Raw genomic sequence first — 13,395 nt, forward strand, 5'->3', positions numbered from 1 at the left:
GCGCGCGTGAGCAAGAGCGAACCGCGTCCGGCCGACGTCCTGCCGTTCAGGACGCGGCTGCTTTATGGTTCGGGCACCATCGCCTTTGGCATCAAGGATCACGGCTTCAACGCACTCCTGATGCTGTTCTACAACCAGGTCGTCGGGCTCCCGGCGGCCTGGGTGGGGTCGGCGATCATGATAGCGATGGTCGCCGACGCGCTGTTCGATCCGCTGCTCGGACAATATTCGGACAATGTCCGCACGCGCTGGGGGCGGCGGCATCCCTTCATGTATGCCGCTGCCCTGCCCGTTGCGCTTTTCTACCTGTTGCTCTGGACGCCGCCGGAGATGGCGCATGGCGCGCAGTTCGCCTGGCTCGTCGCCACCGCAATCCTCGTGCGTTTCTCGATCAGCCTCTACGAAATACCCTCGACGGCGCTGCTCGCCGAATTCACCAGCGACTATGACGAACGCACCAAGCTGGTCGCGGCGCGCTATTTTTTCGGCGTATGCGGCGGAATCGCGATGACGGTGGTCACGTTCGGCTATTTCCTGCGGCCGACACCAGCCCAACCGGTCGGCCATCTCAACGCGAGCGGCTATGTCACCTATGCCTGGGTGGCGGCGGCGATCATGATGCTGTCGGTCCTGATCTCGTCGCTGGGAACGCAGAAGGAGGTGCTGAAACGCCCGCCGCCGCCGCCGGTCGTCAAGGTCCCGATCGGACGGATGCTGCGCGAGATGCTCGGCGTGCTGGTTCACCCCGCCTATATCTCGATCCTGCTCGCCAGCCTCTTCTTTGCCGTGGCATCGGGACTCAGCCTGTCGCTCGGCGTCTATTTCTCGACCTATTTCTGGGAACTCAGCGCCAGCCAGATCGCGACGGTCGCCTCCACTGCGATCGTCGGCATCCTGCTCGCCTTCGTCGTCGTCCTGCCGTTGTCGGCGCGGTTCGGCAAGAAGCCCGCGGCGATGCTGATGTTCAGCCTGTCGCTGGTCTCCAGCATACTTCCCCTGGCGTTACGCCTTGCCGGCCTGTTTCCCGCCAATGGCGACCCGCTGCTGCTGTGGCTGCTGATGGGGCAATTCGCCTTCAACATGATGACGACCATCGCCGGCGGCATATTGGCGGTGTCGATGGTTGCCGACGTGACCGACCAGATCCAGCTCGAAACCGGCCGCCGCTCCGAAGGCCTGCTGTTTTCGGCCGCGACCATGGTCAACAAGGCCATATCGGGCATGGGGATCATGCTGGCGGGGCTGCTGCTGTCCTTCGTCGGCTTCCCCGACAATGCGCAGCCCGGCCGGGTCGGCGCGGGCGCCCTGCACGGGCTGGCGACCATCTATATCGCGGCGCTGACGGTTGCGACCGCGATCGCGATCATCTGTCTCGCCTATTATCCGATCAGCCGATCCAGCCATCAGGAGAATATCCGGCGGCTGGGCGCCGCCCCGGCCGAATGATCGAGCAGGTCGCGGCCGGCGGTGCCGCAATTCCGCGCAGTTGATCTGTCCCTAGGCGCCGGGACGCGCCAGTGGCAGGCCGCCGGCCAGCACCGCTTCGGCGGCGTCGAGCAGCCGTTCGTTCTCGGCAACCAGATCGCCGGCCCGGCCGCTTTCGATCCAGCTGTCGAACGCCATCCGTCCACCCGCGACGAGCATCGCGGCCGCCATCTGCGGGCGGCGGTCCTTTGCGGGATCGACCCCCAGTTCGTCGGCGATATAATCGGTCATCAGTTCGATCTGGAGCCGCTGATGCCCATACCACACGGGGAGCAGTTCGGGCTCCCCGGCCAGCGCGCGGCCAAGGTTGATCTGGCCATCGCCGTCACGCTCATACGCATGCGCGAGCCGCACCACCTGATTGCGCCAGAACGTCAGAACCGGCACGCCCTGCGCGCGTTGCGTCGCGACCACGGCCTCGAACCGCGTGCCCGCCGTGGCGGCGATCGCTGCCGCAAGATCGCGCTTCGATGCGAAATGCGTGAACAGCGTCGTGATATGAATGTCCGCGGCCTCTGCGATCGCCGCCATCGTCGCGTCGGCATAGCCCAGCGTGACGAATAGGCGCCGCGCCGCTTCCTCTATACGCTGGCGCGTCCGCGCTTTTGCCGCAGTCCGCCGCGGGAAACTGACTTTGGTTGGTTCGTCCATGCGCCGCTTATAGCCATTGTCGCACGAAGTGCTAGCTATATAAGTTGATCATTATATTCTTATAGGATAATCTCCGAACCGAGCAGAAATCGGGAGATTGATGACCATGATCGATATGTCGTTGCGCAAGGAATTCGAACAATGGGTCGAAACGGCCCGACCGCCGTTGGCGGACGAGCCGGCACTGGGCCTCGCCGCGCTGATGACGACGGCCGCTTTCGTCGATCCTGTCGCCCAGGTGCCGATCTTCGACGCGATTTCGGATGCCACCGGCGCGAGCAGCGATCCCGCCGAACGCGCCGCACGGATCGCGGACGCGCTGCCCTGGACGACCGACGGCAAGCCGCGCGTCGCCCTCCCGCGCGCCTTGTGGGACGGCTTCTGGGACATCATCGCCCGGCCGCCGTCGCCTGGAGATAGCGAGCTCGACCTGACACTCGCGGTCGTCGCGCTCGGCAATCATTATGACCGGCGGATGATCGACGCTTGCGAGGCGGCGCTGCTCGAATTCGATGGCGTGCACGAACTGATCGCGCAGCCCGAGGTGCGGCTGACCACCGCCGATCTGGAACGACACGCGGCCGACAGCCTGGCGCACGACCTGTTGTCGATGCTGACCGCCAACGGTTACGATATCGAGGTGATCGACGCCGACACCGTGGTCCTGCCTGGCGACTATCCGGCGCAGAACCGCACGAACCGGCGCATTCTCCAGCTCCACGACGTTTGGCACCTGGTCGGGGGATATGGCTTCACCCCCGCAGGCGAAGTGGCGATCTCGGGCTTTCAGATGGCGCAGTTCGGGCAGAATTATTCGACGCGCTTCCTCGCGACGGTGGCGACCAAGGCGGCGGTCGATATGCCCGCGCTGCTGGACATGCTGCTGTCCGTGACGTTCGACGGCTGGCGGCACGGGCGCGCGACCAGGGAATTGATCGCGGTTCCCTGGCACCATCGCATCGCCGATCCGATCGAGCGCGTCCGCGCCGACCTCGGCATCCGCCCGCTCGACAGCGCGGCGGTGCGAATGATGGAGGCCTTCACTCCGACGATGCAAGAACAGGGGGCGCCTTGATCGGCGCCCCGGATCACTCGGCGGGCACCGGCGTGGCCGACGGGCGATAGTGCGCAGCATCGGTCGTGAAGTCGGCATGGCCATAGCTGGTGAGCTGGGCCTTGAGCTTCGCGATCAACCGGCGATCCGCGATCCCGCGCAGCCCGGGAATATGCGCCGCGAGCGCATAAAGCCGGATGCGGGCATAAATGAACAGCCCGGCGGCGGCGGCCAGTGCGACATCGCCGGCGGTCAGCTTGACGCCGATCGATGCGGCCTTTGCCTTGTCGCCGCCCATAAAGCTCTTGACGAAGAACAGCTTGGCAAAGGCGCGCTCGAATGTCTCGTGGATGCGCGCGCCGAGGGAATCGTCGGGACGAAGATCCGCCGCCATCGTCGCGCGCAGCAACTCGCCGCAGGTGGCGTCGTCATATCCGCTCAGCAGCGTGCCGCTTCGTGCGTTCATCAGATCGACGATCCCCTGCGGCGTGTCGGCAAGCAATTCCTCGGGCAGACCGAGCAGAAAGCAGCGATAGCGCGCCAGTTCGACCGTAGCGCGCTCCGCCGGGGTGAATTCGTGACGCCCTTCCTCTATCATCCTGTATGACAGCAAAAAGACCGAGATCAGTCCGGCGGGCATCTGGTCGACCTGCGGGATCGGAATGCCGTACACGTCCATGTCCCAGTCCTTCGGACGCCGCAGGACATTGGCGCGGACCATCGAATGCATCAGCCGGACCATAGCCGCGGCTTTGAAGCCGGGGCCGTGCCGTTCGAGCGCCCCCGGCAGCAGCGAGGTGGTGAAGAAGGTTGCGGTATCCTTGACGCGGCGCGCCGCGGTCTGGCGCGACAGCGTGCCGGTGATCGCCATCGGCAGCGCGGCATATTTGTTCATGAAGGTCGCGATGAAGGCGCCGCGAATGATGAACGGGCCGAAATTGGCCGCCGAGTTGCGGTCGATCCGCGCCCCCTCCTCGACCAGCTTCATGTCGAGCCAGTCGGGAATCCGTTCCATATCGCGGATGAAAGCAACCAGTTCGGGTGGCGCCTCCGGCACATTCTCGACACCTTCGTCGCAAGCGCGCGTCAGCATATCGACGAGCGCGCGGAAACCATGCTCGCGCATCAGCGCGGCATAGGCGTCGGCGGTCAGGTCACCGATCATCGTATAGGCGCGGATGAACTCGATCCGATCGGGGTCGGCAAGCAGCGCATCGCGGTCGCGATCATATTTGCCCGACAGCGCGGTCGGATCGCCGGGCGTCGCCGTGAAGCGTTCGGGAACGGCGCGAAAATCGACCTCGCCATACATGGCGGGAATCCGCTCCCGCTGCGATTCCACCTTCGCCCACAGATTGTCGAGCCCCGCGCGTGTGATCAATGTTCGTCTCCCTTTCGACGAGATGGCAACGATCATATGTATCAATTGATACAAATTCAAGCGGCACGCATGAAACCGTGCCGACGCGCCACCCGACAAATCCGCTCGCCCCGATCCGCACCGCCTCTGACGCGTATCGCAAGCGCGAGGAAATCGGCGCCCGCATCTATAATCCGTGCTTGGAGCGCAGCCCGTTCGGACGGATGGCCCCAACGCGTTGGTCACGCTAAGGGGCGACAATGCAGGTCAGCATCCTGATCGTGATCGCCGCCTTTCTGACCTCGATCCTGTCGGGCCTGTTCGGCATGGCGGGCGGGCTCGTTTTCATGGGTCTGCTCGCCTGGCTGCTGCCGGTCGCGACGGCGCTGGCGCTCCACGGCACGATCCAGTTCGCATCCAACGGCTGGCGCGCCTTCCTGCACCGCGCGCATATCGTCTGGCCGGTTCTGATCTGGTTCGGGCTCGGCGCCGCGGCCGCGGTCGGCTTTTTCTCGGCGATGCTGTTCGCGCCGTCGAAATTCTATGTCTTCCTGGGCCTCGGTCTGATGCCGATCCTCGTCTGGCTGCCCGAACGCTGGTTGCCGCTCGATGCCGCGAACCGCTGGCACGCGCTCGGCGGCGGCTTCGTTTCGACGGGCATCGCCCTTGTCGCGGGCGTCTCAGGCCCGGTCACCGACATGCTGTTCATCAACACACGGCTCGGCCGGCATCAGATCGTCGCGACCAAGGCGGTGATGCAGGCGATGGGCCATGCGTCGAAGATTTTCGTCTATGGCGGCGTCCTGCTGAGCAGCACGGCGCGCACGGCGATGCCGCTCGGGGCGACCGTCATCGCGATCCTTGGCTCGATGGCCGGGATCATGGTCGGCGGTGTGCTGCTCGACCGGATCAGCGACGCGCATTTCCGCGCCAGCCGCCGCTGGCTGCTGACGCTGATCGGCGCCACTTTCCTCTTGCAGGCGATCCGGATCGCGCTGGCTTGATGGCCCCCTCCCGCCGGCGGGAGGGGGGTGAGCCTGCGTTCAGCTCGCGTCGTCGGGCGCATTCTCCGGCTCGTCCTGCGGCGGCGGCGCAGCGCGCGCCTTGCGCATCGATTCCATTTCGTTCTTGTCGATGAAACCGTCGCCATTGGCGTCGAGATGCTTGAAGAAAGCGTCGACCCGTTCCGGCGAGGCCAATGACGGATCGCCCTGCCGCTCGGCGCGCATCTGGGCCATTTTCGTGATCTCGGCCTTGTCGAGCTTGCCGTCGCCATTGGCGTCCATCATGTCGAACATGCGGCCGCCGTCGTGCGGCGGCTGCGCCGAGGCCGCGACCGGCAGCGCCGCACCGACCATCACAGCCATCATCATCAATCTCTTCATTTCCCATCCTTCATCTCGTTCGGCGAAACCGCCGGGGCACCCCGGCGCGGAGATGGGGGCGCGAATGTCGCAAAATTATGGCAGCCGGAAACGGCCCGTCACGGCCGCAGCACGACCTTTCCCACCACCTCGCGCCGTTCGAGCATCGCGAAGCCCTCGCGCCAGTCGGCGAGGTCGAGCGCGGCGTGGACGTGCGGGCGAATCCGTCCCGCGGCCGCGAGCGCGTCGATCGCCGCGACATTCTCCGCGCCGCGCTCGGGAAAGCGCCGGCCATATTCGCCAGCGCGCACCCCGACGACCGAAAAGCCCTTGATCAGCGGTATGTTCACCGACACCTCGGGGATGCGCCCCGACGCAAAGCCGATCACCAGCAGGCGCCCGCCGAAGGCGATGCAGCGCGTCGATTCGTCGAAGACGTCGCCGCCGACCGGATCGAAGATGACATCGGCCCCCTTGCCGCCGGTCAGCGCCTTCACCGCCTCGCGGAAACCGGGCTCGGCCGCGATCATGGCATCGGGGGCGTAGGACCTCGTGATCGCATCGCGTTTGGCCGCGCTGCTCGCCGCCGCGATCACCCGTACGCCGAGCGCTTTGGCGAGGTCGACCGTCGCCAGCCCGACGCCGCCCGCCGCACCGTGGACGAGCAAGGTTTCGCCCGGCTCGATCCGCGCACAGCGGACAAGCGCGACATAAGCGGTCAGATAAGCGACCGGGTAGGCGGCGGCTTCGTCCCAACCCAGCGCTTCGGGCTTACGCCGCAGCGCTGCCGCCGGAACGACAGCATATTCGGCCATGGCGCCGAAGCGATTGCCGCCGACGACCGCGTCGCCCGCTTGCCAGCCGGACACGCCCTCACCCACCGCATCGACCTCGCCCGCGAACTCCAGCCCCGACACGAACGGCAGGTCGGGTTTCAACTGATAGTCGCCGCGCGTCATCAGCAGGTCGGGGAAATTGATCGCTGCCGCGCGCACCCGCACCCGCACCTCGCCCGGCCCCGGCTCGGGAACCGGCAGGTCGGCGAGCGCGGCGCCCGCATGGCCGGGCAGAAGTTCGCGCACCTGCAAAGCCCGCATGGAGAAAAGCCTTTCCTACATTGTTCCCATATGGTTCGCTATGCCTGTCCAACGAACCCAAAGGAGCGAATCATGCCACGACCCGACCCGTCGAGCTGCGACGCCGACGCACTGATCGATGCCGTCATCGACCGCGAAGGCCGCTATGTAAACCATCCCGCCGATCGCGGCGGCCCGACCTGCTGGGGAATTACCGAAGCGGTCGCGCGGTCGCAGGGCTATGCGGGCGCGATGCGCGACCTGTCGCGCGCCGAGGCGGCATCGATCTATCGCCGCATCTACTGGCTGCGCTCCGGTTTCGACAAGGTCGCGCTCCGCGCCCCGAAAATCGCTGCCGAACTGTTCGATACCGGCGTCAACATGGGCACCGGCACCGCCGCGGGTTTCCTTCAGCGCGCGCTCAACGCGCTCAACCGCGCCGCGCGTGACTATCCCGACATCGCGGTCGACCGCGAGATCGGCCCGCGCACGCTGTCCGCGCTCGACGGCTTCCTTCGGGCACGCGGCAAGGGCGGCGAAACCGTCCTCCTGCGCGCGATGGAGGCGCTGCAGAGCGAACGCTACATCGCGCTTGCCGAGCGCCGCCCGAGCCAGGAGGCTTTCCTCTACGGCTGGCTGGCCAACCGCATCGGTTCGGACGGCACCTGAAGGCGCGCCATTGGGCTGAACTTTACTGCACTTTGAAAACACAGGAGCATCAGAATGAGCATCATCGAAGGCCTGATCGGCCCCATCGCCAAGCTGATTGACAAGATCATCCCCGACCCCGAAGCACGCGACCGCGCCAAGCTCGAACTCTTGAAGCTCGAGGGCAGCCAGGAAATGGAAGCGATCAAGACGCAAATGACCGCGATCGTCGCCGAGGCGAACAGCGCCGACCCCTGGACCAGCCGCGCGCGGCCGAGCTTCCTCTATGTCATGTATGCGCTGCTGCTGTGGGCGATCCCGATGGGCCTGATCGCGGCCGCGCGCCCCGACATGGCAAAGAGCATCGCGGAGGGCATGAACGCCTATCTCGCCGGCATCCCCGAACCGCTCTACGCACTCTTCGGCACCGGCTATCTCGGCTACACCGCCGCGCGGGCATGGGGTCAGGCGAAGGGCGTGAACGGCTGAAAGCACCACCGAAATAGCCGTGCGCACCCGCGAAGGCGGGTGCCCATCACCGAACGGCGCTATTTTGAACCGACAGGAGATGGGTCCCCGCCTGCCCCGAAGGGGCAGTTTATCCTGAGCACCGCCGCAGGCGGCGTCGAAGGGCGGGGACACGATCTTTGAATGTTCACGCGGAGACGCGGAGACGCGGAGAAGAAAATATTCACGCAGAGATCGCAGAGAAAAAGAAAGGGCGGCAAAGCCGCCCATCTCCTTTTTCCTCCGCGTCTCCGCGTCTCCGCGTGAACCAGATCCTCCGCGCTCTCTGCGCGAATCCTATTCCACCACCGCCGCCAGATTGGCGAGCGACGAATTCAGCCCCGCCTGATGATCCTTCGCCGAAATCCCAGGCGGCACCTGATGCGCATCGATCGTCACCAGCGTGCCGCCGCCCTTTCGCGACAGATACCAGTGCATCGCCATCGTCCCAGAAAAGCGCGGGTCGTCGGACTCGAACTCGACTTCCCACACGATCAGCCGCCCGTCGTCGAGCGTCGGGATATGCACCTCGACGATGTCGCTGTCGTCGTCGCTCTTGGTCTCGATATCGGGATCGTCGAACGTCAGCCGCAGCCGGAACCCGCCCCCTGCGCGAAGGTCGCAATGATCGAACGTCCCGGTCGCACCCTCGGGCGGCAGCCAGCGCGCCAATTTCGCGGCGCTGGTGAAGGCCGCGAACACATCGGGCAGCGCCGCCGCGATCAGTCGTTCGGCGTGATCGGTGCGCCGCGTCTTCTTCGTCGGTTTCAAATGGTCGCTGCCAGCGCCGCGATCACCGCCGCGACCGCATCGTCGGCGGCCTTGCCGTCGGGTCCGCCGCCCTGCGCCATGTCGGGCCGTCCGCCGCCGCCCTGCCCGCCGAGCGCGGCGACCGCGGCCTTGACGAGATCGACGGCATTATGGCTGCCGGTCTTGTCGTCGGTCACCCCGACCGCGACCGACGCGCGCCCGTCGTTGACCGCAACGAGCATCGCGACGCCGCTGCCGACCTGCTTCTTGAGCCCGTCGACCGTGCCGCGCAATTCCTTGGGGTCGAGCCCGTCGACGACCTGCGCGAGGAAGGCGGTGTCGCCGACCTGCTTGACCGCCGGCGCGCCGCTCGCCGCTCCGCCGCCGCCCCCTACACCCCCGAGCGCCAGCGCCTTCTTCGCATCCGCGAGTTCACGCTCGGCCTTCTTGAGTTGCTCGGCGAGCGCCACGACGCGCGCCGGCACCTCGTCGGGCGAGGTCTTGAGCGCCGCCGCCGCGCTTTTCAGCGCTTCGTCGCGAGCATTCAACCATTGCCGCGCCGCCTCACCGGTCAGCGCCTCGATGCGGCGAACGCCCGACGAGACCGCGCTTTCGCCGACGATCTTGAACAGCGCGATGTCGCCGAGTGCGCGGACGTGCGTCCCGCCGCAAAGTTCGACCGAATAGCTGTGGTCGTCGGCCTTGCCCATGCTGAGCACGCGCACCTCGTCGCCATATTTCTCGCCGAACAGCGCCATCGCGCCCGCCGCGATCGCGTCTTCGGGCGTCATCAGCCGCGTCGTCACCGCTTCGTTGGCGCGGATCTGCGCGTTGACGTCGGCCTCGATCGTCGCGATTTCTTCGGGCGTCAGCGCTTTCGGATGCGAGAAGTCGAAGCGGAAGCGATCCTCGGCGACCAGGCTGCCCTTCTGTGTCACATGCCCGCCCAGCCGATTACGCAGCGCCGCGTGCAGCAGGTGGGTCGCGCTGTGATTGGCGCGGATGCGGTCGCGCCGCGCGGCGTCGACGGTAAGCTGCACCGTGTCGCCGACCTTCAGCGTCCCCGCTTCCAGCTTCGCCTGATGCGTGTGCAGGCGGCCGAGCGGCTTGCCGGTGTCGCTGACGCTCGCCTTGGCGCCCTCCAGCGTCGCGATCGTCCCCGCGTCGCCCATCTGGCCGCCGCTCTCGCCATAAAAAGGCGTCTGGTTGGTGAGCACGACGACCTCGTCGCCGACCTGCGCCGCGTCGACCGGCTTGCCGTCACGCACCAGCCCGATCACCGTCGCCTCGCCCGCGGTCGAGGTATAGCCGGTGAATTCGGTGCTGCCGTTCGCTTCGGCGAGGTCGAACCAGATTTCGTCCGACGCCTTGTCGCCGCTGCCCTTCCACGCCGCGCGCGCCGCCGCCTTCTGCTGCGCCATCGCCGCATCGAAGCCCGCGCGGTCGACCGCGATGTCCTGCGTGCGCAACGCATCCTCGGTCAAGTCATAGGGAAAGCCGTAGGTGTCGTAGAGCTTGAACGCCGTTTCGCCGGGCAGCGTGTCGCCCTTGCCCATGCCCACCGTCGCCTCATCGAGCAGGCGCAGCCCTTTGTCGAGCGTCTGGCGGAATTTGGTCTCCTCGCGCTCCAGCGTCTCGGCAATCAGCGGCTGGGCGCGGATGAGCTCGGGATAGGCGACGCCCATCTCGGCAGTCAGCGACGGCAGCAGCCGGTGCATCAGCGGATCCTTGGCGCCGAGCAGGTGCGCGTGGCGCATCGCGCGGCGCATGATCCGTCGCAGCACATAGCCGCGCCCCTCGTTCGACGGCAGCACCCCGTCGGCGACAAGGAAGCTCGACGCGCGAAGATGGTCGGCGATCACGCGGTGGCTCGCCTGCGTCGCGCCCTCGGCGGGCACCCCGGTCAGGTCGACCGACGCCGCAATCAGCGCCTTGAAGGTATCGGTGTCGTAATTGTCGTGAACACCCTGCATCACCGCCGCGATGCGTTCCAGCCCCATGCCGGTGTCGATGCTCGGCCGCGGCAGGTCGAGCCGTTCGCCGCCCGGAAGCTGCTCATATTGCATGAACACCAGATTCCAGATCTCGACGAAGCGGTCGCCGTCTTCCTCCGGCGATCCCGGCGGGCCGCCCCAGATATGGTCGCCGTGGTCATAGAAGATTTCGCTGCACGGACCGCACGGCCCGGTGTCGCCCATCGACCAGAAATTGTCGCTGGTCGGGATGCGGATGATGCGCTCCTCGGGCAGCCCCGAAATCTTGCGCCACAGGTCGAACGCCTCGTCGTCGGTATGATAGACGGTCGCGGTCAGCTTCTCCGCCGGCAGCCCCCAATCCTTGGTCAGCAGCGTCCAGGCGTGCGTGATCGCCTGCTCCTTGAAATAATCGCCGAAGGAGAAATTCCCCAGCATTTCAAAGAAGGTATGGTGCCGCGCCGTGTAGCCGACATTGTCGAGGTCGTTGTGCTTGCCGCCCGCGCGCACGCATTTCTGCGACGAGGTCGCGGTGCTGTAGGGGCGCTTCTCCAGCCCCGTGAAGACATTCTTGAACGGCACCATGCCCGCGTTGACGAACATCAGCGTCGGATCATTGTACGGCACCAGCGGCGCCGAAGCTTCGATATGATGTCCCGCCTCCCCGAAATAGTCGAGGAAAGAGCGGCGAATGTCGTTGGTCGATGTCATGCGCGCGAATTAGGGGTTTTGTCGCGGTGCGACAAGTCGATTAGTGGCGATGACGGTGATCGGATTTTCCGAAACCCTCACCGTTTCCCCGAGCGAAGCCGAGGGGCGCGTTCGAGCGAAGCGAGAACCCGCACCGTCGCAGCCTCGACTTCGCTCGGCAGAGCCCCTCGGCTTCGCTCGGGGAAGCGGATGACACCCGTCGGCCGTTGCTCAAAAAGAGGTCGCGATCCCCTTGCCCAGATAGCAGGGAAGCTGGTGCAGCACGTCGGCCTTGGGCACCCCGTCCTCGATCAGTTCGGGCGGCACTTCGGAGGTGTCGGTGCGGACGACGGTGAAGGGGCTCGCGGGATCGGTGCGGTGGACGACGACATAGCCGCAATCCATCGTGCCGTCCTGACGGTCGCCGCGAAAATCGAACGCCGCGTAAAGCCCCGGCGGCTGGCCCGCGGGATCGGGATACCAGCTCAGCCGCAGGATGCGGAGCTTGCCGTCAGCCCACAGCGCCGAGCGCTTGCGCATGTTCATTTCCCATTCGAGCCGCGGGTTCGACGCCTGGAACGACAGGCGCAGCATCGCATAGGCGGCGGCATAGTCGCGCCGCGCCAGCGCCGCGGTATAAGTGGCGAAGCGGTCGATCGCGCCCTCCTCGTCGGCCGCAGTCGGCGCGAAGGCCCTGCCGTCAGGAACGACGATATTGCGCTCGACCTCGGGCCCCAGCGTCGGCGGCGCGGCGAGCGCAGCCGAAGTGCCCGCGAGCAGCAGCGCCGCAGCAGCAGCGACAAGACCCCGGCGTTCAATAGCCATAATAGGCCCCGCCCTTGTCGCGCGCGCGCCGCCATGCCGGCCGGTCGTGACAGGCGTTCACGAAATTCGCGAGCTTTGGATAGCGCGGCGCCATGCCCTGCATGATCGCGACCTCGGCCGGAAAGCTCAGCATCACGTCGGCCGCCGACAGGCCGGAGCCGATGAAATGACCCGCATCGCTCACCCGGTTTTCCATATAGGCGAAATGCGAATCGAGCTGCTGCGCGATGCGCGCTTCGAGCGGCGCCGCGGCCGCGCCGAGCCGCGCGGTGTAGAGGCGCAGCAGGATCGGCGTCATCGCCGACCCCTCGGCGAAATGCATCCATTCGAGGTGGCGGATATGATCGTCGGTGCCGCGTTCGGGAACCAGAGCGCCGCCGCCATGGCGCTCGCAGAGATATTCGACGATCGCGCCCGATTCGGTAATCACCTTGCCGTCGTCCTCGATCACCGGCGACTTGCCCAGCGGATGCACAGCGAGCAGTTCGGGCGGGGCGAGATTGGTCTCCGGATCGCGGTCGTAGAATTTGATCTCATAGGGCGCGCCGATTTCCTCGAGCAGCCACAATATGCGCTGCGATCGGCTGTTGTTCAGGTGATGGACGATCAGGCTCATTGCGCTTTCCTTCGGCTCGCATCGGGTCGGATGACGATTTGAAGCGCTCATGCGCAGAAAGGAAGACAATTCACGCAAAGATGGCGAGAGTAGGCAGGTTTCAACGCATTCGAGAAACAAGCTATCGCCCGCAGAATGCAAGATGCCGAACGATTTCTCCCTTATTCGCGCCATTCGCCCGATTTTGGAGGAATGGCGGGTTTCGACCGGAAGCGGACCTATCTTGCATCGTCATCCCGGACTTGATCCGGGATCCATTCATCCGGCGCCGAGAGGATGGATCCCGGATCAAGTCCGGGATGACGAGAGTCTGAAAGTCGCGCGCAGCAACTCTCAATCTTCGTCATTCCCGCGAAAGCGGGAACCCAGGGCGTGTGTCGGCTGACCCCACACTGG

Annotated in this window: 13 protein-coding genes; 5 read left to right on the plus strand and 8 right to left on the minus strand. The window is 65.9% G+C overall.

Annotated elements, in window-relative coordinates; translation table 11 throughout:
- Positions 1-6: 6 nt before the first annotated feature.
- Entirely contained in the window at positions 7-1,446 is a 1,440-nt protein-coding gene (locus NP825_RS11205; RefSeq protein WP_257543389.1) for an MFS transporter, read from the plus strand.
- 51 nt (positions 1,447-1,497) lie between these two features.
- Here NP825_RS11205 and NP825_RS11210 read toward each other — a convergent pair whose 3' ends face one another.
- Entirely contained in the window at positions 1,498-2,136 is a 639-nt protein-coding gene (locus NP825_RS11210) for a TetR/AcrR family transcriptional regulator (protein WP_257543391.1), read from the minus strand.
- A 100-nt stretch (positions 2,137-2,236) separates the two neighbouring features.
- Here NP825_RS11210 and NP825_RS11215 point away from each other — a divergent pair, with 100 nt between their 5' ends.
- Positions 2,237-3,211: a Coq4 family protein gene (locus NP825_RS11215; protein ID WP_257543393.1), complete on the plus strand. Its 975-nt coding sequence runs from the start codon at positions 2,237-2,239 to the stop codon at positions 3,209-3,211.
- A gap of 13 nt (positions 3,212-3,224) precedes the next feature.
- Here the strand turns inward: NP825_RS11215 and NP825_RS11220 are convergent, their stop codons facing one another.
- Positions 3,225-4,607, minus strand: coding sequence for an oxygenase MpaB family protein (locus tag NP825_RS11220; RefSeq protein WP_257543395.1), 1,383 nt, complete (start codon positions 4,605-4,607; stop codon positions 3,225-3,227).
- Positions 4,608-4,810: 203 nt separating this feature from the next.
- On the opposite strand from NP825_RS11220, the gene NP825_RS11225 reads away from it, so the two are divergent.
- Positions 4,811-5,554, plus strand: coding sequence for a sulfite exporter TauE/SafE family protein (locus tag NP825_RS11225; RefSeq protein ID WP_257543398.1), 744 nt, complete (start codon positions 4,811-4,813; stop codon positions 5,552-5,554).
- A gap of 39 nt (positions 5,555-5,593) precedes the next feature.
- Here the strand turns inward: NP825_RS11225 and NP825_RS11230 are convergent, their stop codons facing one another.
- The gene (locus NP825_RS11230; protein ID WP_257543400.1) at positions 5,594-5,935 is read right to left on the minus strand and encodes an EF-hand domain-containing protein; all 342 of its coding nucleotides are present in this window, start codon (positions 5,933-5,935) and stop codon (positions 5,594-5,596) included.
- 98 nt (positions 5,936-6,033) lie between these two features.
- The gene (locus tag NP825_RS11235; RefSeq protein WP_257543403.1) at positions 6,034-7,011 is read right to left on the minus strand and encodes an NADPH:quinone oxidoreductase family protein; all 978 of its coding nucleotides are present in this window, start codon (positions 7,009-7,011) and stop codon (positions 6,034-6,036) included.
- A 72-nt stretch (positions 7,012-7,083) separates the two neighbouring features.
- On the opposite strand from NP825_RS11235, the gene NP825_RS11240 reads away from it, so the two are divergent.
- Entirely contained in the window at positions 7,084-7,659 is a 576-nt protein-coding gene (locus NP825_RS11240; RefSeq protein WP_257543405.1) for a glycoside hydrolase family 108 protein, read from the plus strand.
- A gap of 54 nt (positions 7,660-7,713) precedes the next feature.
- Complete coding sequence (locus NP825_RS11245; RefSeq protein WP_257543407.1) at positions 7,714-8,127, plus strand: holin family protein; 414 nt, start codon at positions 7,714-7,716, stop codon at positions 8,125-8,127.
- A gap of 315 nt (positions 8,128-8,442) precedes the next feature.
- Here NP825_RS11245 and NP825_RS11250 read toward each other — a convergent pair whose 3' ends face one another.
- The 4 genes from NP825_RS11250 to NP825_RS11265 all read right to left on the minus strand — a co-directional run bounded on the left by NP825_RS11250 (position 8,443) and on the right by NP825_RS11265 (position 12,999).
- Positions 8,443-8,916 (minus strand): SRPBCC family protein, encoded by a 474-nt coding sequence (locus tag NP825_RS11250; protein WP_257543409.1) that lies wholly within the window; start codon positions 8,914-8,916, stop codon positions 8,443-8,445.
- Entirely contained in the window at positions 8,913-11,579 is a 2,667-nt protein-coding gene (gene alaS / locus NP825_RS11255; RefSeq protein WP_257543411.1) for an alanine--tRNA ligase, read from the minus strand. The genes NP825_RS11250 and alaS overlap by 4 nt, the downstream gene beginning before the upstream one ends.
- A gap of 210 nt (positions 11,580-11,789) precedes the next feature.
- On the minus strand, positions 11,790-12,383 hold the full coding sequence (locus NP825_RS11260) for a hypothetical protein (RefSeq protein WP_257543413.1): 594 nt from the start codon (positions 12,381-12,383) through the stop codon (positions 11,790-11,792).
- Positions 12,373-12,999: a glutathione S-transferase family protein gene (locus tag NP825_RS11265; RefSeq protein WP_257543415.1), complete on the minus strand. Its 627-nt coding sequence runs from the start codon at positions 12,997-12,999 to the stop codon at positions 12,373-12,375. The genes NP825_RS11260 and NP825_RS11265 overlap by 11 nt, the downstream gene beginning before the upstream one ends.
- Positions 13,000-13,395 lie beyond the last annotated feature (396 nt).

This window comes from Sphingopyxis sp. DBS4 (genome assembly GCF_024628865.1).
Lineage (GTDB): Bacteria > Pseudomonadota > Alphaproteobacteria > Sphingomonadales > Sphingomonadaceae > Sphingopyxis.